Source organism: Prevotella sp. DNF00663 (genome assembly GCF_001553265.1).
Lineage (GTDB): Bacteria > Bacteroidota > Bacteroidia > Bacteroidales > Bacteroidaceae > Prevotella.
The window spans coordinates 14,964-37,584 of sequence record NZ_KQ960661.1; the positions used below are offsets into that span (position 1 = coordinate 14,964).

At 43.1% G+C, this 22,621-nt stretch carries 21 protein-coding genes, 1 other RNA gene and 1 pseudogene; 7 read left to right on the forward strand and 16 right to left on the reverse strand.

The window, feature by feature from the left end; translation table 11 throughout:
* Positions 1-525 precede the first annotated feature (525 nt).
* The 5 genes and pseudogenes from HMPREF3034_RS10700 to HMPREF3034_RS10720 all read left to right on the forward strand — a co-directional run bounded on the left by HMPREF3034_RS10700 (position 526) and on the right by HMPREF3034_RS10720 (position 5,684).
* On the forward strand, positions 526-708 hold the full coding sequence (locus tag HMPREF3034_RS10700) for a hypothetical protein (protein WP_062435486.1): 183 nt from the start codon (positions 526-528) through the stop codon (positions 706-708).
* 276 nt (positions 709-984) lie between these two features.
* A complete protein-coding gene (locus HMPREF3034_RS10705; RefSeq protein WP_156431120.1) occupies positions 985-1,197 on the forward strand; it encodes a hypothetical protein in 213 nt (70 codons plus the stop codon).
* Between the two features lie 47 nt (positions 1,198-1,244).
* Complete coding sequence (locus HMPREF3034_RS10710; protein ID WP_156431121.1) at positions 1,245-2,864, forward strand: hypothetical protein; 1,620 nt, start codon at positions 1,245-1,247, stop codon at positions 2,862-2,864.
* Positions 2,865-3,570: 706 nt separating this feature from the next.
* Positions 3,571-3,849: pseudogene (locus HMPREF3034_RS10715) on the forward strand (hypothetical protein); the annotation flags it as partial.
* An 869-nt stretch (positions 3,850-4,718) separates the two neighbouring features.
* Positions 4,719-5,684 carry an extended-spectrum class A beta-lactamase CfxA3 gene (locus HMPREF3034_RS10720; protein WP_004348227.1) on the forward strand — a complete coding sequence of 322 codons (966 nt, stop codon included), beginning with the start codon at positions 4,719-4,721 and terminating at the stop codon, positions 5,682-5,684.
* A 92-nt stretch (positions 5,685-5,776) separates the two neighbouring features.
* Here HMPREF3034_RS10720 and HMPREF3034_RS10725 read toward each other — a convergent pair whose 3' ends face one another.
* The 16 genes from HMPREF3034_RS10725 to ssrA form a co-directional block, all read right to left on the reverse strand.
* Positions 5,777-7,180: a hypothetical protein gene (locus HMPREF3034_RS10725; protein ID WP_004292734.1), complete on the reverse strand. Its 1,404-nt coding sequence runs from the start codon at positions 7,178-7,180 to the stop codon at positions 5,777-5,779.
* A gap of 282 nt (positions 7,181-7,462) precedes the next feature.
* Positions 7,463-8,578, reverse strand: coding sequence for a DUF6371 domain-containing protein (locus HMPREF3034_RS10730; RefSeq protein ID WP_004292742.1), 1,116 nt, complete (start codon positions 8,576-8,578; stop codon positions 7,463-7,465).
* Positions 8,579-8,581: 3 nt separating this feature from the next.
* Positions 8,582-9,679 carry an AAA family ATPase gene (locus tag HMPREF3034_RS10735; protein ID WP_004348225.1) on the reverse strand — a complete coding sequence of 366 codons (1,098 nt, stop codon included), beginning with the start codon at positions 9,677-9,679 and terminating at the stop codon, positions 8,582-8,584.
* 5 nt (positions 9,680-9,684) lie between these two features.
* Entirely contained in the window at positions 9,685-10,059 is a 375-nt protein-coding gene (locus HMPREF3034_RS10740) for an excisionase family DNA-binding protein (protein WP_004338328.1), read from the reverse strand.
* 199 nt (positions 10,060-10,258) lie between these two features.
* Entirely contained in the window at positions 10,259-11,116 is an 858-nt protein-coding gene (tnpC, locus tag HMPREF3034_RS10745; protein ID WP_004339687.1) for a transposon Tn4555 protein TnpC, read from the reverse strand.
* A gap of 247 nt (positions 11,117-11,363) precedes the next feature.
* Positions 11,364-12,482: a tyrosine-type recombinase/integrase gene (locus tag HMPREF3034_RS10750; RefSeq protein WP_004338318.1), complete on the reverse strand. Its 1,119-nt coding sequence runs from the start codon at positions 12,480-12,482 to the stop codon at positions 11,364-11,366.
* A gap of 141 nt (positions 12,483-12,623) precedes the next feature.
* A complete protein-coding gene (gene tnpA / locus HMPREF3034_RS10755; protein ID WP_004292844.1) occupies positions 12,624-13,559 on the reverse strand; it encodes a transposon Tn4555 protein TnpA in 936 nt (311 codons plus the stop codon).
* A 642-nt stretch (positions 13,560-14,201) separates the two neighbouring features.
* On the reverse strand, positions 14,202-14,453 hold the full coding sequence (locus tag HMPREF3034_RS10760; RefSeq protein WP_062435495.1) for a hypothetical protein: 252 nt from the start codon (positions 14,451-14,453) through the stop codon (positions 14,202-14,204).
* A 2-nt stretch (positions 14,454-14,455) separates the two neighbouring features.
* Positions 14,456-14,716 (reverse strand): hypothetical protein, encoded by a 261-nt coding sequence (locus HMPREF3034_RS10765; RefSeq protein WP_062435498.1) that lies wholly within the window; start codon positions 14,714-14,716, stop codon positions 14,456-14,458.
* Positions 14,717-14,743: 27 nt separating this feature from the next.
* Positions 14,744-16,018, reverse strand: a complete 1,275-nt coding sequence (locus tag HMPREF3034_RS10770) for a PcfJ domain-containing protein (protein ID WP_062435501.1) — start codon at positions 16,016-16,018, stop codon at positions 14,744-14,746.
* A 4-nt stretch (positions 16,019-16,022) separates the two neighbouring features.
* Entirely contained in the window at positions 16,023-16,442 is a 420-nt protein-coding gene (locus HMPREF3034_RS10775; protein ID WP_062435503.1) for a PcfK-like family protein, read from the reverse strand.
* A gap of 22 nt (positions 16,443-16,464) precedes the next feature.
* Positions 16,465-16,926, reverse strand: a complete 462-nt coding sequence (locus HMPREF3034_RS10780) for a hypothetical protein (protein ID WP_062435505.1) — start codon at positions 16,924-16,926, stop codon at positions 16,465-16,467.
* Positions 16,927-17,278: 352 nt separating this feature from the next.
* Positions 17,279-17,698 carry a hypothetical protein gene (locus HMPREF3034_RS10785; protein WP_231725674.1) on the reverse strand — a complete coding sequence of 140 codons (420 nt, stop codon included), beginning with the start codon at positions 17,696-17,698 and terminating at the stop codon, positions 17,279-17,281.
* Positions 17,699-17,835: 137 nt separating this feature from the next.
* Complete coding sequence (locus HMPREF3034_RS10790) at positions 17,836-18,303, reverse strand: DUF1896 domain-containing protein (protein WP_062435507.1); 468 nt, start codon at positions 18,301-18,303, stop codon at positions 17,836-17,838.
* A gap of 4 nt (positions 18,304-18,307) precedes the next feature.
* Positions 18,308-19,594 carry a site-specific integrase gene (locus tag HMPREF3034_RS10795; protein WP_062435508.1) on the reverse strand — a complete coding sequence of 429 codons (1,287 nt, stop codon included), beginning with the start codon at positions 19,592-19,594 and terminating at the stop codon, positions 18,308-18,310.
* 343 nt (positions 19,595-19,937) lie between these two features.
* Positions 19,938-20,336: a transfer-messenger RNA gene (ssrA, locus tag HMPREF3034_RS10800) on the reverse strand.
* Positions 20,337-20,511: 175 nt separating this feature from the next.
* Here ssrA and uxuA point away from each other — a divergent pair.
* Complete coding sequence (gene uxuA / locus HMPREF3034_RS10805) at positions 20,512-21,711, forward strand: mannonate dehydratase (protein ID WP_062435512.1); 1,200 nt, start codon at positions 20,512-20,514, stop codon at positions 21,709-21,711.
* 9 nt (positions 21,712-21,720) lie between these two features.
* Complete coding sequence (locus HMPREF3034_RS10810) at positions 21,721-22,533, forward strand: SDR family oxidoreductase (RefSeq protein ID WP_062435515.1); 813 nt, start codon at positions 21,721-21,723, stop codon at positions 22,531-22,533.
* Positions 22,534-22,621 lie beyond the last annotated feature (88 nt).

Genomic DNA, 22,621 nt, shown 5'->3' on the forward strand with positions numbered 1-22,621 from the left:
TTATAATTTTGCACTTGCTGGTTGACTCTGCGTATGAGCAATCCATTCTGCATTTTTCATTATTTTTCCCGAAATTGCTTGGAATTTTGAGAAAAATGACTAAATTTGCACACTGACTTCTAAAATAGAACTACAATATTCCAAAATAGAATAATCAAGGAGCAAAACGAAGGCAATAACTAATTCCACGGTATATGAATAAATATCCGACAAACAGCCGCTTCTGCCTGCCAGCACTTTCTTCCGCCTTTGCAATAGAGTGCGAAAAAATGCTGTATGTCATATATTTATTAACATCTTTTATTACCCCCCCCCCGAATTTTTAACACTTTTTATTAGTACGTCGAACACTACTCTCTGTCCGTCTTTTTTCATCGTAAGGAAAGGCATGAGAGGAGTGTTGCCATTCCCATGAGTGCCGTGCGTCTTGCGCACAGTACTCAAAACAACCTGTATCATGTAACGCTGATAGAGATGAAGAAAATAAAAGATTATGTAACTGAATAATCAAATTGAAAATATCATATGGAAAAAACTGATGAGAAGCTTATATCGGTAGCCAACGAAACCTTAACTAACGGCAATATTGAAGAAAGTCAGGAACTTAAGATGAAAGAAATCGTTAAGAAGAAACCATACATTCCACCCTACTGTAAGGTGATAAAGATTGAGAGTGGGAACAATCTGTTGGAGGGCTTGGGATTATAAGCCGGCATACAGCAACCTGAAGACGGTGGCTAGATAACGGATGCTAAATGGTATAGTTTCTCCGCCGAAGAGTTCGAAATGAGCACTGACTGAGACAACAGACAACTCACTAACATGCCTGCCGTCAAATCGAGAAGCCAATGGTTAAAGAAAAAGGATAGGCAGTATAATAAACACGATGCATAGACTATCATTCGTTCTGCAACAACATGGTGAAACACACCACCTAATAAAGACAGAAGATGAAACATAATAATAATATAAATTTTAAGAATTATGAAAAAGAAGAAACTAAGGCCATACATGTCGCCACAATGTACAATTATCAGCTTGGACAACGTGCCTATGCTTATGAGTGGAAGCGGCCCTAAGCCTGGTGCGAAAATGGATACAGATCATTGGGGAAGCGGAACTTCTGAGACACCTAGCTCTGAGACAAACCCCAACCCTACTGACGAAGATTGGGACTGGATAAACAAACAACCTTAAATGCCTATAACGGTATTAAATTTGAAACAAAAAAAATGATGAGACGTATGAAAAAATCATTAGTAAAATTCACACACAAGCCTTTTCTCCTCATGGGGATGATGGCATGTCTGACCATGTCTTGCTCGCAGGACATGGAGAGCAACATAGAGAAGAAGACAACCCTCGGTGATGAGGTGTCGCTCAATTTCAGCACAAACGAGCATGGCACGCGTGGCACGATGTACGATGCCATAAACTTCATAGCCGACGACGATCAGTTCGGTGTGCAGGGCTATACTACCGATAAAGGATTTGGGAACATGGGCAACGTTCCAAACTTCATCGACAATGGACATACCACCAAGAGCGGAAAGGTGACGGCAAAAAAAGCTGCGGTATGGAAAAACGCAAAGGAGTATGTGCAGATGGTGGGTACATACCCATTCCTTGAGGGCAACAACTCTATCGTAAAAACGGGAAGGGACACCTACAAGGTGACTTTTACGCCCGAAACAGATGCGAGCAAGCAGAAGGACTTGATGTTAGGTAAGAGAGACATTGCGCTAGGACCACCTGTTGAGGGGGGCGACCGCGACCCCGTGGATATTACGTTGTATCATGCGCTTACCGCCGTAAACTTCACGCTTGGCAACAAACGCACTACAGGACTAAAAATCGTAGGCATCAAGCTGAGTGGCGTGGCAGGTAAGAGCGAGTGCGAAGCCAACTTGGCAACCAACACCTTTACTTGGGATGTGAAAGAGCCAGAAAAGGACTACTTCTTAAAGGTGGACGGCAATGGCATAAGGACTACTGTGCCAAACATGACGCAAGTTACAGGTGTCAAAGACGGCAAAGGTAAGTACGACAACTTCTCATTCCTCATGATACCACAGAAGCTCGGTCCTAACGCCAAGGCAACCATTTATTTGGAAAAAGACACCAACCCCAACGAGGAGGATGACAAGGCTAATCAATATCCTAATTTTCATGAAAACAGAAAGAAAAAAATAGTTACTCTTAAGCTTGATGGCAAGGAGTGGAAAGCAAACCAACCGATTAACTACATCATAGAGGACAAACAGTACAATACCGACTTCGAGTATGTTTTCAAAACAGATAAGTCTAGTAACGGAGAATGTGTATCAGGAGACATTTCATTTACTGGGAGAAAAAGATCTATGATAATTAAAAATGGCCAATTGGTTAAGGCTAGAACAGACGAAGAGAAACAAAATGCGAAGACATATTATACTAAAATAAAAGGAGGTACTCCAGGTGTTTTTAAAATAAGTGGTTTCCAAAGTTTTGCTGCTGGCATTTATCTTCCCCAATCCAAACATAGTCAGTACTTATTTCAAGCGAGACAAACATGGGGAATCACTAAATACGAATGGACATACGATGACAATAAAAGAGAAAGTTCAACGACCATACCAGGCTGGTTGACGTACACATACACAGACAAAAATACTCCTCGCAAATTTGAGGGAGACTTTACTTTTACGACTAACCCCAATACATGTCCTAAAAAACTGACAAAGATTGAGGTGACGCTTAAACAAGCGGGAAATGACAAAGAGCTTAAGTTCATATTGAGTTTTTCACTTCCATTCCCATATGAAACAAAAGATATCAAATTTCCTATTCCTGTGGATGATGAAAAAAAACAGAATCAGAAGTAAATTATAAAATACTGTTTTTTGTACAACAGGATTTAATGACACTATGGAGAGAGGAATGCATAGGTATATTGAGATGTGGTCAAGGCTTCCTCTCTCTTTAGGTTACTCTACTAAGAATATCCTCTTTCCCGCCAAAATTTAACGTCAGTCAGTAGGCCAAATTTTTAATTACGCTTCACTGCATACACACCTGTGGGAAATGATAATTACTGATAATCCAAAGCTACAAACAAGCCAAACAAAAAGGCTGACAATCGTCCTAAGACAACTATCAGCCTTCAATTGGAGTGGAGCTGGTGGTAAATGAACTTACCTATATCAGTCCTTGATATTCAGAATTTTAGCCGAACTTCAATTTTTACTGTAGCCAATCTGTAGCCATTTCAGATATTTTTGAGAGAACGCACAGAGGTCGCATAGACTTCTTATTTTCGGGTTCAAAGTTACAAAAAGATGATACATCTTCCAAATATTTGAGTGAAAATGTTTTAGAAAGCTCATGGCTACAACTTTTCAGTGCACGATGCAAGCCTATATATAGATAGGTCTTGCACCGTGCACTGAAGAGCCTTGACATGTATGATATACTGCTGACACTCAATATATAAAATGGTATTATATTACCAGAAAATGGTATTTTGATATTCCATAAAAACCTCCATTCATTAGGAACTTTGCAGCCATAACAATTACTTATCAGTAAATTATGGCTAGCAAAAACAACAATTCAGAACAAAATGGACACCTGTATATTGGTTGTCCAACGCTTGAAACTTTAGCTTTTTCATGCGTCAATGCAAAAGTGGCTGCTCATACAAGTAACATCGAGTATTCAAATTTCCTAAAGGCTTGCAAGATGGAAAAGGACATCCGACTCAACACATATCGGAAATGTGCGGCAGGCTTGGGAAAAGAAGTTCTAATTGTTCATCTGCCATTGGGGACAATAGAATCGATGACCAAACCAAAAGCCCATGTGAAGAATCAGAGAATGTATTTACAACCGATTATTACTCAATATTTTATAGATAATAAGTCAGAAATATGGTTGTTATTTTTAATTGCACATTCTAAAAGGTGAAGATTTAACGCTTTTATTGATTATTAACTCAAAAAGGACATCAACTTGGGTCGTTTCTTCTCTTTTCCTTGCTATTCGTTTCCGATATTCCACTTTTGTTTTGGTCTATCTCATATGTACTGCAAAGGTATTGATTTTTGTTTGATATTGCTCCTTGCTTGCTCCTTGTCGTAGATTAATTTTCACACAGGAATTTTTGTTCTCTTTCTATAGGGGCTTGAAACAATCCATTTATTGGAAACAATTAAAGACGGAGCTGGTTTGCCCCAGTGCTTTTTAAGAAACAGGGCAATTATTTTATCTCCACAAAGGCTCTTGTTCCCAATTATGAGGAAAGCCTAATAAACGAGTTCTTACTGATGGGTATTTCGATAAAAGCTGCTTGAAATCTGCAACAAAAGTGTTGCCCATAGAAATGGAGTTAAGCCAATACACCACATAGCAGAGTTGCGGATAAAGTGTTTGTTCACGGAACGAGAAATCCGTAATCCATGTGTTTGGCATACGCATAGGCATCATTGGCTTGACAGGAAAGACCCGATTTGACAGTCTTGAATGATGGGCGCAGCAATTACGAAGTACGGGTCTGGGTACGGATTAAAAGGCTAAGTGATTATTTCCAGTCATTTAGCCTTTTTAATTATCTAATTTTTCCCCACATTTTCCCCACAGCTGTCTATTTATATATTTTAGAAACATATTTTTCCGTAAAGTTATGTACCTTTGTCGGCAAATAAAGATATTCTCGTCAAACAAATATAAATAATATAAACATGGAAAAAAACAGAAAAAAACAAATCGTAGTTTTGAGTATAGCTTTAGTTTGCATTTTCATCTTGGTATTTTCATTGTTCCATAAATCAGCGACAAAAGATAGCGCAAATCCTCCTTTAACAAATGTTTTGACTGATAGCATTTCTCAAATTGTCTCAGCTTGTCCTGGCGAAATTGGTGTGGCGGTTATTGTTAATAACAGAGATACGGTTAAGGTCAATAATAAGAGTGTTTATCCTATGATGAGTGTGTTTAAGGTTCATCAGGCATTAGCTCTTTGTAATGACTTTGACAATAAAGGAATTTCACTTGATACCTTAGTAAATATAAATAGGGATAAACTTGACCCAAAGACTTGGAGTCCTATGCTGAAAGATTATTCAGGGCCAGTCATATCATTGACAGTGAGAGATTTGCTGCGTTATACTCTTACTCAGAGTGACAACAATGCAAGCAACCTTATGTTTAAGGATATGGTTAATGTCGCTCAAACAGATAGTTTTATAGCCACACTCATTCCTCGTTCAAGTTTTCAGATAGCTTATACGGAAGAGGAAATGTCGGCTGACCATAACAAGGCTTACTCTAACTATACATCTCCTCTTGGTGCTGCAATGTTGATGAATCGTTTGTTTACTGAAGGTCTTATCGATGATGAGAAACAAAGTTTCATTAAGAATACGTTAAAAGAATGCAAAACAGGTGTAGATAGGATAGCAGCTCCACTTCTTGATAAAGAAGGGGTTGTTATAGCGCATAAGACAGGTTCAGGTGATGTTAATGAAAATGGTGTTCTTGCAGCTCACAATGATGTTGCCTATATATGTCTGCCTAATAATATCAGTTATACCTTAGCGGTATTTGTTAAGGATTTCAAGGGAAATGAATCACAAGCGTCACAATATGTTGCGCATATATCAGCTGTAGTATATTCTTTATTAATGCAAACTTCAGTAAAATCTTAAACTGCACTTGCTTTGATAATTAATGATAAACAATCTAAAAGCACTCTAATCGTTATCGGAGTGCTTTTAGATTACTAATCAAATTGCTTCTATTATAATTTGAATCCTCTACTTTTTCTTTCTTCCTGTTGCGGCACTCTTGCTCCATATCTAAGCCTGTGCCATTGCTCCCTGAACCAGTCGGCAATCGGCTTCCTGTTTATTGTCAGGTTCAGCCTGCTTTCATCGTCAGGGTCATTTTCCACCCTTAAAATATCATCCTTTATATCAAAGTTCCGCCTGTGTTGCTCGGAATAGATTTTACCGCTACATTTCAGGGCTTCTTTTTTGACTATAAGACTTTCAGTCATTTCTTTAGAGAATCCCAGCATGGCACAAAACTTTTCCATGCGCAGCATTTCCCTGAACATCGGAAACCACCTGAAAGCCTTGTCTATGATTCTGGCGAGCCGTGACAGTTCTTTTTCTTTCATGTCAAGTTCCTGCCTGTGCATTTCTCTGAGATTGTGGATTTGCGTATCATGCTGTTTCTGCATCTGCTGTACTTGGCTCTGCAATTTTTCAATATTGGTGTTCCGTTTTGAAACCTCGTCTTGCAGTTTTTCGTTGGCACGTTCCAGTTCTTTCAGTTTTCCACTCCCGAAAAGAGAAGCAACTCCACTAGTTATGGCTGTCGCTGCCGTGGTGGCTGTCTTCTTTAACTTGTCAGTGCGTATTTCTGATTTCACCTGTTTCAGTTCCTGCTCGGCAAGATTTATCTGTTCTTCTTTGTGCCGTTTGGCTGCATCCATGCGTTGCAGTTCAGCTTTCTGCTTCTCAATGATAAAGTCGTTCCGTTCCAGATGCTCCTTACCAGTGACAGCCTTTGACTGCCCGCGTTCCATCAGCAGGATGTCGGATGCAAGGGTCTGCATCTGCATCATGTCATCGTCATTGAGCTTTCGGCTCTTTCCTGTTTCGTGGTTCATCCAGTCGAAAACGATATGGGCATGATAGTTCGGCTTGAACCATCTGTCCCCGACTTTGAAGCTTTCCCTGTCTTCCGCTTCCGGCTGACCGTTCAGCCAATGCCCTTCATCCTTGTGCAGGAAGATTTGCAGCGGTGTGATTCCCCAGCGTCTTTGACACTCCTCACCGAATTTACGCACGTCTGCCAGTGTGGTGTCCGACCTGACAAGCAGCACTCCTTCACGTATGGGGGAGCATCCCGCAATCTTGACTATTTTACCGTTCTTGCCTTTGCGTTCACGCTCCTTTTCCTGCATGGCACGTCCGGTCTTTTCCTTTACCATCTGTCTGATATTGTCATAATGCATCCGCAAATCCGGACTGCCGAAGTCGGGATTTATCCACTGTTCGTTATCGGTGGATAGTTCAGGAACGACATAGATTCTGGACTCTCCGATGTGGCGCATGTATTCGGCAGTCCTCCTGTTGTGAGCCTCGCTCGATGCGATGTTGCAGGGCTTGATATGTATGCTTGATTTTGTTGCCATAGATACTTGTTTTTTGGTTTGTACTTTATTGTTTGCTTTTCCGCTGTCCGTAAACGCATGGGGTTCTTAGGGGTGCAACCCATAAGCGGAGATTGCAAAGAGAGGGTCACTCTTTGCTCTGGGTTCTCAGGGGAGAAACGCCCTGAGTGGGTCATTAGGGTAAAACCCTAATCCCCTCGGGAGAGCCCACAACTACGTAAGCGGAGCGTGTAGTTATAGTGGGCTATATCAATGGCAAGCCATTGTCTGCAAACTCCAGCCTACGGCTTCCGCTCTCCTCCGTCAGGGAGGTTTTTCATCATCGTTGCCGATTGGAGATGCACCGACCAGCACAAGGTCTAAATCGTCTATCAGTTTTTGCAGGACGGGATTCTTCTCTATCATCCGCTGGAGGATTCTCTCAGCCTCGACCAAGTGGTTGGCTGTACTCATCACCTTGCCCTCCCGTATCTGAAAGATAATCCAATCGGCTATGTCGATATGGGCTTCTTTTTGTTTCGGGGTGGCATTCCTTTCGATGATGTCCGAAACCACCACCTTACAAAAGTACATGCTCTCGGCTCGCTGTTTCCACTCGGCATAAGCATCGGCATCGGGAAAGAGAAGCACGGTTCGCCCTGACAGTACACGGAGTTTCTCTTCTCTCATCTGACTCTTACCACCCGTAGCCAGCCATACATAATCGGGGAAGATAGCAGAACCGATAACGGCACTCTTCTCGGATTCCACCAAGACCACCACCTTGTCGGGATGCGTTTTCAACAAGTGTTCCCCGAAAAGGCATTGGGATAGTTGCCAATCCTCTGCCAACACACGCTGCTTTTTCAATATGCTGTGTATCCAGTTCACTGCCGATGTCTGTCCTCCCTTGATACGGTGTCCGTCTTCGGGATTGTACTGCATCACCTTTCCCGTGCGTACCTTGCCCGTCCTGTCTATCTGCCAAAAGATAACAGAGCCGTCACGGGTAGCCCCCAAACGGTATTCCTCCAACAACCGCTTCAACACCTCTTTCGCCTTGTCGCCATAGTAGGAAGTAAGGAGTGTGAAGAGGAAACGGAAGAAATTGCTACGCTCGCTTTGCGACTTCTCCACATAGTGAGGGGGAATATAGCCGATGGCTGTCGGCTTACTTTGCTGCTTCACTTTCTTCTGCTCTGCTCTTTGCCTGTCAAAAGAGAAATCATTGGTAGTTCTGTGTTCAGGATGCTCTTGAAAATACTCTTTCGGAGTGTAGTGATACCCACAACCGCTTTCGTGGTTACATCTGCCGACCGATGGATGCAACGGCACATTATTTTCGTCCACGTAATAGACGAAAGAATGCCTGTCTCCGCATTTGGGGCAGGTATGCCGTGTTGCCGTTCCTTTATACTTCTGTAATGAATAATTGCCCATAGCTTAGTCCGTTTTTGATGGTTGATTGTCGGCTGTCCCATCCTGTCCCATTGTCCCACACTCTAAGGGTTGGGACAGTGGGACACTTGGGACACCTGCGTTTTTACTCTCTTTGCTGCGCTGGATGATACGGTTTACGGTGGACTTGCCACAATTCACCTGTGAGGCTATCTCCCTGACGGACTTGCCCGATTGGGAGAGTTGCAGAATTTGGCAATCCCTTTGGCTTGATTCATTGTCGCCCAATTTTTTCAAGTGTTCCTTTTCCGTGGAATAGCCCCTGAACACGAACTGCAAGAAAGCATCCACCTTGTCAATCTCGTAAACGATTACATTATCCGCATCATGAGAGAACGTGCCATAGCGCACTTTAAGCTGCTTCACATAGCGAAGCCCTCCGTCTTGGGCACTTTTTCCAATGGTGAACACGCTGTCAAAGAAATTGTAGAGCCGTTTGCTTCCGGCAAGGTCGTTGGATGTGATGGGACAATCCAAAGAGCGTTTGGGCGTATGTGCTAGGACAAGGATAGAGAGCGCATATCTCTTTTTGAGATTGTTCAGCTGAATCATCAGCCGTCCTGCGGCATCGCCTTTCTCCATGGCGCAACACAGGTAGGTAAGATTGTCAATGATGAAAATCTTGCAGTCGGTCTGCACAGCCATCTGTTCAATGCCGCCTATGATAGCTTCCTCAAAGTTGGCATCCAAAAGCTGGTTGCAGTCAATAGACACCCGATAGAGTTTGTCGGGAAAGGTGTAGAGCTCTCCATGCTCGTTGGTATAGCGGAGCTGGAACTGCTTTTCGGACAGTTCAAAGTCCAGATACAGCACATTGTCGGTTCGGGCGATGCGGTCGGCTATCTGCACGGCAAGGATGGACTTGCCCACGTTGGAATCGGCAAACAAGCAGGAGAGTTCCCCCTCGTACCAAAAGCTGTCCCACAGCGCACGGGGCGTAGGCAATAACGATGCTTCAAGAATGGTTTGGTTTGCCGTCTTGATATTCATCATGCCTACACTGTCGGGCATACCGTTATGCGCTTGGGATGCTTTTGTGAGGTCGCCACGTATCAGGTTGATATAGTTCTTATCCTCTTCCATATCATTCACCAGTTACGTGGGTTGGGCTTGCGACGGTGGGAAGAGGATAAGGACTTGTTCAGTTCCTCGTCTGACAACGGTATGGGATTCTTTCGGGCGGTTTCCAGCCACTTGTCCAGTTCGTCACGGTAAAGGCAATAGCGTTTGCCGGGCTTGGTGGCAGGGATTGTCCCTTCTGACAGTTTCATGTAGAGCGTACCCTTAGGGATACCTAAATACTCTGCTGCCTCGTCCACAGACATGGGCACGTGGGTGTCCACCGTTTTGGCATTGTTCACACTGCGCTGCTCGGCGAGCAGGCTTTTCAGGCTCATCACTTCGTCTCGAAGCTGAGCGACAACCTCGGGGAGGTCGTTGAAGGTAAGAATTGATTTTTCCATTCGCGTACTCGTCTCTTTTGTAAGACTTGGCGCAAAGGACTGAAATGATATATCCGTGAATATCTCCACGACACGTCATTGCAAAATAATTCCCGAATAATTAAGCCCAGCCATAAATGACGGGTAAAATTACTCGGGAAACGATGTAAAACAGGCGGTTATGAGTTACCGGATGGTTGTCGTTGGTGTCGTGATTATCCTAATTCCGCACATAATCCTCGGGATAGTGGAAATCAAGTTTGCCGTTTTCGGGTTCATCAATGGGAATTTCCGTCTTTAACGGCTCTACCTTGAAATTCTTGATGGTTGATAAGTCTGTATCAGCAAACGATTTCGGGAAAAGGGCTTTGATGAACTTGGCACGGTTATCCCCATTGTAGTATCTCTTGTACAGGAAACGCTCAGAGATATTCCATACGAAGTGACGGAGTGGAATGTTGTTGATGTCTTTGGTAAACGGTCTTTGTATGGGCTTCGGGGTATAAGTGTTAAGATTCATCCATTTGTCCACCTCAGTACAGATGTGGTTCACGGTTTCTTGGTCGGCAATGCGAGGCAGGTAATAATGGCAATACTCCATGACCATGCGGATGCGCTCTTCCTTTTCCCGTTGCTCTCTGCTTGCGTAATTGGCACGGTTCTTTTCGTGAAGATCCGGGGCGATAGTAAGCTCTATCGGTTGTGTTTGGATAAGTGTCTCTTCTTTTGTCGGGGATGATTCGGGTACAGGCTCAGGGACTGATGTAGGTCCAGGCACAGATGTGGCTTCTTCAAGTGTATTTTGTGACAGTTCTTCCTGCACCTCTATGGCTTCGGCAATCGTTTCTTTCTTGCCGAACTTGATTTTGTAGATTTCGTATGTATCAAAGATAAGTGTCTGAAAGGAGAGATAGAGCAACCATCCCAACAGGTTACAGCATACGAATACTATCCACCTGACAAAGTTGTCTTGGTTGAAGCTGTCCGCTATTACCAGCGTGGCAATGGAAGATATTAGGACGATGGCGAAGCCGACAAAGCCCAAGATGATGTATTTGTCCTTGATTGATGATTCCATATTTCGTTGAGAGATTGAATGTTCCTGTATTATTTTGTGCAAAGTTAATGCTATTTTTCCCAATTACTGCCCGTTATTTGCGGTTAGAACGGTCTTTTTCAATGTATTTCACGAAATGTCATCATATCATACTCTGTTTCATACTCTGAGGGGCTTATAAATGGTGGCATCAAGCCAAAAACATAGAGGGGCGATTATAGCCTTGTAGCCATAACCGCCCCTCTGAATACCTGTCAATGTGAGACATTTATGCCTCCTTGCGCTTCAAGGTTATCTTGTCCACCACCTGACACATCTGCTGCGCTGCTATCTTGGAATAGATTTGTGTGGTGGTAATGTTCTTATGTCCGAGATAGGCTTGGATGACAGCCATGTCCGTTCCCATTTCCACGTGCAGGCTTCCGAAGCTGTGGCGGGTACAGTGAAAGGTGATTTTCTTGGTTATCCCTGCTGCCGTGAGCCACCGTTGGAGTGGTCCTTGCAGCATCTTGTCCTTGAAATCCTCAAAGATAAGTCCCTCGCCCCGTTCTCCCAGCAGTCCATAGGCTTCATCACTGATGGGGTTATGCACTATTTCTTTGGTTTTCTGCATACGGGTGGTAACGAACATCCTGCCGTTGGTGTATGGTTGTATCTGCTGCCACGTGAGCTGTCTGATGTCGCTCTTTCTCAGTCCCGTAAGACAGGCGAAAAGAAAAGCTTTTTTCAAGACCTCCTCCTCACAGGGTGTTTCGGCAAGCCGTATCAGTTCCTCTTGGCTCAAATGCTCCCTGATGGTGGGAATGCACTCGATGCGGTCTAAGAAGCCGTTTGGGTTCTCCTTTATCTTCCTGTCACGGTAGGCGGTGTGCAGCACGGCACGGAAAGTTGACCAATAGCCTGCTGCGGAGTTGATGTGCAGCTTTTGGTTGGTGTGGATGGATTGGGGTGCATCAAGCAGGTATTCCATGAACTTGCGGCACAAATCCACATCCACCTCCTCAAAGGTGCATTTGCCGTTCACGAACCGCTGGAAATGCTTGTATACGTGCTGCCACTTGATATTCTTGCGGTCAGCCAGTCCTTTGAAATAGGCAAGGAAATCGCCCTTCATCTTGGTCTTGTCAAAAAAGCCGTTGTTTTCATTGAAAATGGCTTCGTAGCGCTGGTTGCGCAGGATGACCGCTTTCTTCATCATGCGTGCGTTGAAGTCCCGTTCCTGCTGGTTTGCAGGTTTGGCGAAGATGTAAATTCCTAAGGCTTCACGTGTAATCACTCTCATGGTGACATTGTCACGGTAGCCGGGATAGTAGTCAAGGCATAGTGAATACTGTGTCCCGTTCTTAATCTTGCGCTTACGCAAGGTAACTGTTTTGCATTTACTCATAATAATTATGTTTTAATTGGTTGTATACATTTTGGAGTTGTATCCATGTTTCCGATGGCAAAGGAACAACGTGAAATATCCGTGAATACCTCCACGATACATCATTTTGAAATAATTTTCGATAATCCCGATTTTTCACGGTTATTTGTTCCTTTCAGCCATGACACGCTCCACATCTGAGCGCAAAAGCAGGTTTTTCACACCCACCTTTATCTTTTCGATGTGCTTCACCTTGACGATATGGCAGATGTTGGCTGACGAAAGACCATAGATTTGCTGCACCTGCTCAACGGTATAGTAGCGTTCATCGTTCACAAGGTCAGTTCTGCGGAGTTCGTTCAAATGTGATTTGGAGTAATAGGTACGCCCGTACTCTCTTTTAGTGGGTATCTTATGGCGATAGGTGTAGGCACGGAGTGCGGTCGGCTTCATGCCGAACAGTTCCTCCACCTCCTCGGTCAGTAGCCAGTCGGTAATTTCGCTAATATCAACTGCCACACCGAAAAACTCGTCAATATGCTTCTTGCTGTAATAGTTCTTTCCTGCGATACGGCAGATGGGGATATGGTTACGCTTGGCGGAAGTGTAAAGCCATGACTGCTTTACCTTAAAAAGGGACATCACCTCCTCGCCCGAATAGAAGTCCAACACTTCTTCGCTTTCCTTTTCCCTTTTTTCTCTTTTGGCAGGTAAGGAAGATGAAGATGATTTCCTTGGTGTGGAGGTGTTGCCGGGCAGGATGCGGTGATAGGGATTGCCCTCCAACATCTGCTCGATGTCGGCTCTGCGGATGAATGCCATGCGGTTGCTGATGCGTGAGGCTTTCAGCTTGCCGATGGCTACAAGTTTGTAAATGTACTGTCGGGAACAGCCCATGAGGATGGCTGCTTTGGAAAAGGTGAGATACTCCTGATGCTGTATCTCCATCAAGGGTTGGGCGACTTTGAAGAGGTTGTTCTTCTGCATCACTCTGGCTCGTTTGGCTTCTGCCTGACAAGCCTCACTGCAATATCTTTGCATACCGCTTCGGGTTACAAAGGACTTGCCGCAAAAACTGCATTTTCTGGTTGCTTTCATACCGTTTTATCGTTTAATGGTTCATTTCTTCAATCCTATATCTCTGAAATGGTAAACGGATGTGAACGGAAGTCAACCATTGTCGCTTTTCTACACAGTGTGACTGTTTCCGCATATCGGGGCGGTTATTGTCGCTTGTCGTAAACGGTTGTAAACCCTTGTCAACTGTCTGCACGGTGTGACAAAAAACAAGCCCCGCAAATTCTCCACGTCAGAAATACGTCTCAAAAATATGTGGAAATTTGGGAAGCGACAAATGGCAACCGAAAAGTGTTAAATTTTAGAATATGCTGGTAATTAAAGATTTACACTCGGATATTTCTGATTAGTTTTGGTTGTTCTATGGTTATAAATACAAGGAAGAACTACAAAAGACTAAGAACCCATTCTATTTAAGGCATTTCAACAACTTTCTTATGTGTAACAAATTCAAAACCTGCAAAAAACGGTTCGCTATTCCACGGACAACTGAAGAATTTTTAGCAACTAACTGGAGTGATATTGTGCCAAACGTCATCAATTAAGTAGTTCTTTCCTGCGACTTTCTTTTGCTTCTTTTCTTTGGTCGCCTACTCGTTCAAAGAGAAAGAAAAGAAGCCACGCAAATTTCGGTTTGCGTGGCTTTTACTGTTATTCAGAACACTATTTCTGCACTTTCGTTATTCTACTTATTCGTTTGTTGGGATGTCTGTCAAATGCCCACGAGTTGTTGAGAGCATTGCTCGAAAAATTTATCTCATCATCAGGCAGGGTGCTGTGAATGTTTCCACCTATAACCAGCCCACAATTTTGCAGGACTTTCTGCCGTGCTTCCTCTTTGCTCTCGGCAACAACATCGAATATGCCGTCAAAAACATATTCCGTATATACTAAAAATCTTTGTTTCTTCATCATTCCTAATCTAAAAATTCAACCTTTAATAATCTGTACTCCTTTGGCTCTCCATTGGATAATTTGCGGTGCTTGAGCCAAAAATGATGTGCGCCATAGCCGTATGCAAAGAATTTGTCAAGTTCCGTTTCTTCGGCTATTTTGTTGATAGCCGACCTTAACTCCTTTTTGTTGTTGGATAGGGTTATCTTATTAATCACCCTAATGAGAATATGCGGTATCTCATCCGCATAGTCGTAGATAATGTTTTCAATCTCTGTCTTCATATCTCTGATAATTTAATGGTTCATACTTTATGCAGTCGCTTTTATTCTTCGGCTTATAAGACCTCGATTGGCATTGACAAGGTTTACTATCTGCTCGTGGTATTCTGTGTTCTTGTTGCACACTCCACGACTTTGTACCACCTCCAAAGTTCGTAAAGACATTTCAATGGTTTCTATTCGCTTGCCTTCAATGGTAGCCGAAAGGATAAGGGAGTCCTCTTTAAGGTAGTATGCATTAGAAAATACGCAATGGTGCATTGATACACCTTCTTCCAAATGCTCCTGCATGCTCTCTAATACGTGGACTTGGATTGTGCCGTCCGTAAAATAGATACCGAAAAACTTGGATTTGAGTTCCTTGAAACGCTTTTCATCTTCCATAGCCTTCTTTTGCTTCTGTTCTATCTCCTCCCTTTCACGCTGTCTGAGAAGTTCCTCGTGCCTGCGGTCGTGTTCGCCTTTAAGGTCTGCAGGGCATAAATATTTTGGATTATGAATATCCTTACCTAATCTTCTAAGTGTATCTACATAATCACTCCAAAGGGAAATATCTGCTATCTCATAGCCATTACGGACTGCAATCTTGTAGGATTGCCATAGTTCCTCAAAAGCCTTCTTGTCGCCAAGAAAGTAACGTAAATGGTCTGTACGACCTGCCTTTAGCAATGTTTCCACACGGCTGTCTGTAAGCAATGCAGGAATAAGCTGGGTAGGCACGATGCCATAGAAATTATCCTTAAAACCATTTCTACGAAGTATGTCTGTAATCTTGAACTTCGGATATATCGGTGAGTAGGCAATATGCTGATAGGCTTCATTATCGTTGCGTATCGCCATAGGACTATAATAGGAAAAGGTATCAACATAGTGTCCCAGTACCCTCTGTATGGCAACCACGGCTTTTTGTCCCTGCATATTCCACCAATACTGCCCAATCTCAATTATGGAAGTCTGTGCTTCGTAACCTTTCTCCATACCCACAATAAGTAGGAACATACGTAATACTTGAAACTCTCCACAAGTGGTAAGTAGGGTGAAATACTGCTTCTGCTGCAACTTGCGCTCGTATGTTTCCTTGACCTGCAACTTTGCCCTGCAATGAGGGCAAGTGCAAGTTTCTCCATGTTTGTTCATTATCCAACTATGCCCACAATCCATACAAGTGGTGCGACCTTTTGGTAAGCGGTAGGCGAAGTGGTCTATGCACTCACGGAATGCCCACTTACTTTGTGTCTTGGTTATCGGGCGAAGATACTTGCTTTGTTCCAAAACCGCCTTTTCAAATTTGTTTCTCGGTTTCATAGGCTTAAAAATCGAATAGTGATGGTTGTACTTGGGTTGTCGCGTTCTCGGTCTTCTTCACTCGTGCGTTACGGATCTGTAACTTGGCAAGTTCCTCACACTGATATTGTTTAATGGCTTCCTGCCTTGCTTCGGCTTTTTCCTCCTCCGTTAGTTCCACAATGTGATTGACGGCTACTTGGCAAGAAACAGCCTTACCTACTTCTATATCATCCTCATCGTAGTAGTGAACAGCCATAGAGAAGATTTCATCATCATCAAAGCCGTTACAACCGCTTTTCTGCACTTCATTAAGAATGTAGGTGATGCACTCCTCGATATTCTTGTTCGGTTTCATCAAGTTAGGGGTAAATAATGGGTCTGTCATAGCACGCTGATTAAGATACTCGGCTATTGTCCGTGTGAAATGTTCTGTTCCTTTCATTGTCGTATATGTTTTGATGTTGTTAATACTTGGGAATTTGGCTTTCACTTCGTCCGCCAATTTTCAATTCTACTATTTGATTGATACGTCCATATAGGTAGGCTCTTAGGCTTGTTCTGTCGGGTGCGTAATACTCTGTCCATTGTCCGTACTGATTGACAAGGTATTTCTTCAGTACATCAAAGAAGTTAAAGCGATAGCCTTGTAAGGGAATGGCTGTTCGGAAATAGGTGTTTGAGTTCACCGCCTCACATAGCCAATTCTTTTCCTCACGGCTCATACACTCGCCACGATTGAGTTTCACACGCAGGAGATATACTTTGCTATTACAAAGGCTCTCCAAGGGGAGTACGTCCCATTGTACAAACTTAATTGCCAACACTTGCTCACTCTTTTCAGCCGTAGGGTTAATGCGGTAATGAGAGGAGGAGCTATATCCTTTTCTGTTCATCGAAGATGTTGTATTTACTTTTTGCTTATCCATAGCGACATTTTTTTTATGCGTCCAAAGATCGGAGTATGCTGATTCCTTTTTGTAGCAAAATAGAGGTAGCGGGGCGGGCTTGCACAAGGTTTTGGAGGAAAATACTACCCGTAGGTGTGGAGATTTTCCAGACAAACCAAGCGGCACAGACCTTTTGAAAGCCACAAGCCCCGTACTACCTTTGCGGATAAAAAGGGAACAGCATCCGTCTTCTTGTCATCGCATATCGTGGAGCATAGGAAAAGAAGCAAAAGTGCAACGCTCGTAGTGGAAAATAGAAAAGGTGGCTATCTCAATATGCGAGATAACCACCTGATGAAATAAAATGAAAGGTTTTACAGAGCTGTGCTTCTCAAAGCACGCATAGCAGGATGACACAGAGAATTGCCAGCCAGAAGAGAATGCTCAGCAGCGTAATTGTCACTTTTAGAATTACCCTGACTATAAAGCGTAGTATCAGAAAACCTGCAATGACAGAGACGGCAGTTACGACTTGCGGTGTTACCATCTTCGAGATAAGCCAAATGACACCGATAACGATAAAAAGCAGGATAGTGAGTTCGATGAAGCGTGTCCAAGAGAAGCGGCGGACTTGCTTGGGAGAATTCGGTTGCTGCTTGATATTATCGGTTTTGTTCGATGTGTCTGCCTTGATGAAGGCAGGTGTGTGAACGATTTCGTTAAGCCGTGAGGACAATGGAAGCTCGCTTCTATTGTCTCGGCGAGAAATCGCACTTTTAAGAACGTCTTGATTCATGATGATTGTATTCATATCGGAGCTTTTAATAGTTCAAGAGCAGTTACAAGATACTCTTCCACACAAAGCCAAGTGTTTGTAAAACTATTGGTGTGTGGAGAAGAGTGGTTATCTTGGCTCTTGAAACTACAAAAGCTCCCGATGGTGTTACATCAAGTCATGTTCTCACCGCCTATCGTTGGCAGACCATTGACCTCAATGATCAAAACGATTGCCCCTGTCAGTTCGGTGTAGAGTTTCTCATACTCTGGACTTGCACCAAAATCGTCTGTCAGTTCATACTTATCGAAAACGCTTTGCACAGCCTTATTCTTCAAAAGTATTGGTGTTAGTCTTTCTGGAAGAGGAGAAGGGAGTTCTTTCTCGAACTCATTCTCTAAGATAGAGACAAGGGTGTCGTACTTGGAGAAATGCAAACCTTGGTATAAGACTTCACTTGCCATTGTCTCAGCTTCTGGGTGAGAAAAACCTTGTGCTATAGCATCGCAGTAAGTTGTCAATGCTTCGTCTGCACGAGCTGTTATAAACGTATTTTCATTCATTCTCTCTGGAAAATGTTCTCCGAGATACGCTTCCAACTTCAAACGGAAGTAAGAAAGCTCTTTCTTTGTTGTTTCCATATTTTTATTGATTAGATGTAATAATAGTTGTACTATTCTTTTTCGTGCAATACTGTTTAGTTACTTTAGTTGCTGGCGAACTTACAAAATTGAATTTATCTATTTTTTTTGACACTGCAAGCATATCATTTTCTATTTTCTTGTTTGTTATGCGAGCATAAAGTTGTGTAGTGGTAATACTCGAATGTCCTAACATTTTTGATACAGACTCAAGAGGAACACCTTTGGTAAGCATCATTGTTGCAAAAGTATGTCGAGCCATGTGAAAGGTAAGGTTCTTATTGATACCGCAAACATCTGCAATCTCCTTCAGATAAGAGTTCATTCGTTGATTGCTGAGAATGGGTATAAGTTTACTATTTTTAGCACAGCCTGCATACTTCTTTATAATCATTTTTGGAATATCAAGAAGAAGGATATGACTTAACGTATCGGTTTTCTTTCTTGCCGTAACTATCCACTGCTTTCCATCCATTGTAATTATATTATCAGCTGTAAGGTTGGCAACATCAACATAAGCTAAACCTGTAAAGCATGAAAATAAAAATATGTCTCGAACATTGACCAGTCGTTGCGTAGCAAATTCTTTGTGCATTATGGCATCAATCTCTTCATCTGTAAGAAATCCCCGATCCACTCGTTTGGTCTTGAAGTGGATGTTGAGAAAAGGATCATGATTGAATACACCAGCCTTACGTCCAAATATGATGACGGTTTTGAACGTTTTTAAGGTTTTAATAGCTGTGTTAAAACTTTGTCCCACTATTGTTCTAAGATAAACATCAAAATCATGAATAACGATAGGTGTAAGTTCTATGGCATTAAGATCAGTTCGGGCATATTTTATTTCAAGAAACTTAGTAAAGTGGCGCTTACATATATCAAACTTGCGATAGTTTGCCTTACTTACACCACAGCCTATCTGTGCATACATATCATTATTGTATTTGGTAAACAATGAGAGTATGGTTTCCATAGTCTCACGCTTGCCCAAATATTCAGACTTAATCCGTTCTAAACTCAACTCATCAGAAAATTCCAAGCGCTGGAATATTACTTGAAGGTCAGTGCTAATGCTCGTTAGCTGGGCATTGGTAGCCAAAGCCTCCTTAGTTCGTCCTCGTACTTTACCCAATGTACTGTCCCACATTTCTGGGTCAACGTTAACCCCCGTTGTACCGAGAGCTACTCTTTCTCCATTAAGATGAATACGCATCATAACTGAAGATTTTCCTTCTTTGTTCAAATAATTGCTTCGCAGATAGAAGCTTGTTCTGAAAATACTCTTCATATTTACAAGTTTTTAATGCAGAAGTAAATCGTGTTTCCAACCCAGTTAAGGGTGAGTTACGCGCTATTTTTACAGCTGCAAAGTTCGACATAATTCTTTGAATAACAATGAAGTATGCAGTATCTGTGTGTACTCTGTACGGTATCACTGGCTACAATTTTACAAAGTCGTTTTTTTCTGTAGCCATATTGTAGCCAGTTGGGAGTATTTTGAGCGTTTCGGCGGTATCTGTATGTACTCCCAAACAGGGAGGCATATAAACGAATAATCGCCGTAACTCGTTGAAGTTACGGCGATTATCTGATTTAATCATTTTTCGTTTTCCTCTTGTTCAGAGTACGTAAAGTGGAGCTGGTGGGATTCGAACCCACGTCCAAACAGGGAAATAACATGCTTTCTACACGCTTATTCCGGCCTTCAATTTTCGAATTGCAGCAAGACCCGGACCACCAACTGCAACCTTATCCTCTAAATTTCATCCATGCAACGAGGCTTACATAGACTATTTCCGATTTTCCTGCACCGCTAAGTCCTCAGATTCGGAACAACATCCTTGGAGCGATGTCTCGTCCCCTCACCTAGTGAAGGGATAAAGCCAGTAATCTACTGTACTTCGATTAGGCAGCGAGAGCGTAATTGTTTTCGCCAATTAAATTTGTGTCCACTCAGATTATGGAGGTAGCCGACGAGCCTCCGCGTGCTTACATCCTACTTCATCCCGCTGTCAAATCCAGTCAACCCCGTGATGATAACGATGTATGGAATCGCTATTCCGCTGCAAATATACAGTAAATATATCATTCGCACAAAGAAAAACCTTTTTTTACGATAATTGAACAAATAATGGACGGAGAATTCGGATAATTTCACTAAGTTTGCAAGCATATAATCTAATCAGATAAAACAAAGGGAAATTCATGGAAAGAACATGGAGATGGTTCGGCAAAAACGACAAGATAACACTTGGCATGCTGAAACAAATAGGTGTGGAAGGCATTGTCACAGCCTTACACGATGTGCCTAATGGAGAGATTTGGGCGCAAGAGCAAATACATGTTCTCCGCACATACATAGAAAGTTATGGTATGCGTTGGAGTGTGGTAGAGAGTCTTCCTGTGAGCGAAGGTATCAAATATGGTTCGCCAGACCGCGATACATTAATAGAAAATTACAAACAGAGTCTGCATAATCTTGCCGCAGAAGGCATCCATACGGTATGTTATAACTTCATGCCTGTACTGGATTGGGCACGTACAGACTTGTCGCATGCCAATCCAAACGGCAGTACCAATCTTTATTTCTCTCATGCCCAATTTGCTTATTTCGATATTTGCATTCTCAAGAGAGATGGAGCTGAAAAGGATTGGAGTCCTGCCATCTTGGAAGAAGTAGAGCAATTGAAACGTACAATGACTCCTGAAGACGGCCATAGATTGGTAGAAAATATCATCGTAAAGACACAAGGATTCGTCAGCGGAAACATCAAAGAGGATGATGAACACCCAGTAGAACTCTTCCGCGAGCTGCTTTCCCTCTACAAAGGCATCACGCGTGACCAATTACGCGAAAACATGCGCTACTTCCTCAACGCTATCATGCCCACTTGCGACGAATGTAATATATACATGTGCGTACATCCCGACGACCCACCCTTCCCCATCTTGGGACTTCCACGCATCGTTACAAACGATGAAGACATAGCTTGGTTCCTCCATGCAGTGGACAATGTACACAACGGATTAACCTTCTGTGCAGGCAGTCTATCGGCTGGTGCACATAACGATGTGGTGGAATTGGCTCGCAAATATGCATCGCGCACCAGTTTCGTACACTTGCGTTCATGCCACATTTTCCCAAATGGAGACTTTACAGAGGCTAGCCATCTAGGTGGCCGCGCCGACATCATCGAATTGGTACGTATCTTCGAACGTACCAATCCTCGTCTTCCCATGCGCGTAGACCATGGAATGACGATGCTCAATGATGCCGAACGAGGGTATAATGCGGGATACAGCTTCCTTGGACGCATGTTTGCCATGGGGCAAGTGCAGGGTATTCTCGCCACTGTAGACCGCGAACTAGGAATAGATTATAAACAACCGGGATTTTTTGATTAACTATTTACCATGAACAATTTATTCGATATCAAAGATAATGTGGTCGTCATCACAGGCGGCACAGGTGTATTAGGACGCTGTATTGCGAAATATCTGGCAGAAAACGGAGCCAAGGTGGCCATTCTAGGCCGTAAAGAAGAGGTGGGAAATACGATAGTAGAAGATATTAAAAATGCCGGTGGTGAAGCATCATTCTTCAAGACCGATGTCATGAATCAGACTGTCGTAGAGCAGAATTGCAAGGATATTATAGAGAAATATGGCAAAGTGGATACGCTGTTGAATGCTGCCGGCGGCAATCAGCCCGGTGCAACCATCGGCCCTAACCAAAACTTCTTCGACCTTAAACCCGACCAATTCCTACAGGTTTTAAACTTAAATCTTACCGGAACTGTCATACCCACGCAGGTATTCTTACGACCGATGGTAGCTCAAGGGAAGGGAAGCATCATCAATTTTTCCAGTATGGCAGCCTTCAGACCGCTAACTCGCGTCTGTGGATATGCTGCTGCGAAGGCCGGTATCAGCAATTTTACGGCCTATATGGCTCATGAGACGGCTAAAAAATTTGGCGAAGGCATCCGTGTCAACGCCATTGCCCCCGGCTTTTTCATTACCGAACAGAATCGAACATTACTTACCAATCCCGACGGGACCTATACCGAGCGTGGGCAGGACGTCATTCGCCAAACTCCATTTGGGCGCATGGGTAAACCCGAAGAACTGTGTGGCACCATCCATTATCTCATGAGTGAAGCCTCTGCATTCGTTACCGGAACAGTAGCTGTTGTTGACGGCGGCTTCAATATCTTTGCCATGTAGGAAATAGACAGGAATTTCACTCCAAACGAGTAATCCCATTTTCCCGGATGGAACGCAGGCTTTGATGGTGGCCAAGCTGCCGCTTCTC

Bases quoted from the DNA above. Each gene is read 5' to 3' on its own strand.
- HMPREF3034_RS10700 (WP_062435486.1), top strand. From the start codon at position 526: ATGGAAAAAACTGATGAGAAGCTTATATCGGTAGCCAACGAAACCTTA.
- HMPREF3034_RS10705 (WP_156431120.1), top strand. From the start codon at position 985: ATGAAAAAGAAGAAACTAAGGCCATACATGTCGCCACAATGTACAATT.
- HMPREF3034_RS10710 (WP_156431121.1), top strand. From the start codon at position 1,245: ATGAAAAAATCATTAGTAAAATTCACACACAAGCCTTTTCTCCTCATG.
- HMPREF3034_RS10720 (WP_004348227.1), top strand. From the start codon at position 4,719: ATGGAAAAAAACAGAAAAAAACAAATCGTAGTTTTGAGTATAGCTTTA.
- HMPREF3034_RS10725 (WP_004292734.1), bottom strand. From the start codon at position 7,180: ATGGCAACAAAATCAAGCATACATATCAAGCCCTGCAACATCGCATCG.
- HMPREF3034_RS10730 (WP_004292742.1), bottom strand. From the start codon at position 8,578: ATGGGCAATTATTCATTACAGAAGTATAAAGGAACGGCAACACGGCAT.
- HMPREF3034_RS10735 (WP_004348225.1), bottom strand. From the start codon at position 9,679: ATGGAAGAGGATAAGAACTATATCAACCTGATACGTGGCGACCTCACA.
- HMPREF3034_RS10740 (WP_004338328.1), bottom strand. From the start codon at position 10,059: ATGGAAAAATCAATTCTTACCTTCAACGACCTCCCCGAGGTTGTCGCT.
- tnpC (WP_004339687.1), bottom strand. From the start codon at position 11,116: ATGGAATCATCAATCAAGGACAAATACATCATCTTGGGCTTTGTCGGC.
- HMPREF3034_RS10750 (WP_004338318.1), bottom strand. From the start codon at position 12,482: ATGAGTAAATGCAAAACAGTTACCTTGCGTAAGCGCAAGATTAAGAAC.
- tnpA (WP_004292844.1), bottom strand. From the start codon at position 13,559: ATGAAAGCAACCAGAAAATGCAGTTTTTGCGGCAAGTCCTTTGTAACC.
- HMPREF3034_RS10760 (WP_062435495.1), bottom strand. From the start codon at position 14,453: ATGATGAAGAAACAAAGATTTTTAGTATATACGGAATATGTTTTTGAC.
- HMPREF3034_RS10765 (WP_062435498.1), bottom strand. From the start codon at position 14,716: ATGAAGACAGAGATTGAAAACATTATCTACGACTATGCGGATGAGATA.
- HMPREF3034_RS10770 (WP_062435501.1), bottom strand. From the start codon at position 16,018: ATGAAACCGAGAAACAAATTTGAAAAGGCGGTTTTGGAACAAAGCAAG.
- HMPREF3034_RS10775 (WP_062435503.1), bottom strand. From the start codon at position 16,442: ATGAAAGGAACAGAACATTTCACACGGACAATAGCCGAGTATCTTAAT.
- HMPREF3034_RS10780 (WP_062435505.1), bottom strand. From the start codon at position 16,926: ATGGATAAGCAAAAAGTAAATACAACATCTTCGATGAACAGAAAAGGA.
- HMPREF3034_RS10785 (WP_231725674.1), bottom strand. From the start codon at position 17,698: ATGAATACAATCATCATGAATCAAGACGTTCTTAAAAGTGCGATTTCT.
- HMPREF3034_RS10790 (WP_062435507.1), bottom strand. From the start codon at position 18,303: ATGGAAACAACAAAGAAAGAGCTTTCTTACTTCCGTTTGAAGTTGGAA.
- HMPREF3034_RS10795 (WP_062435508.1), bottom strand. From the start codon at position 19,594: ATGAAGAGTATTTTCAGAACAAGCTTCTATCTGCGAAGCAATTATTTG.
- uxuA (WP_062435512.1), top strand. From the start codon at position 20,512: ATGGAAAGAACATGGAGATGGTTCGGCAAAAACGACAAGATAACACTT.
- HMPREF3034_RS10810 (WP_062435515.1), top strand. From the start codon at position 21,721: ATGAACAATTTATTCGATATCAAAGATAATGTGGTCGTCATCACAGGC.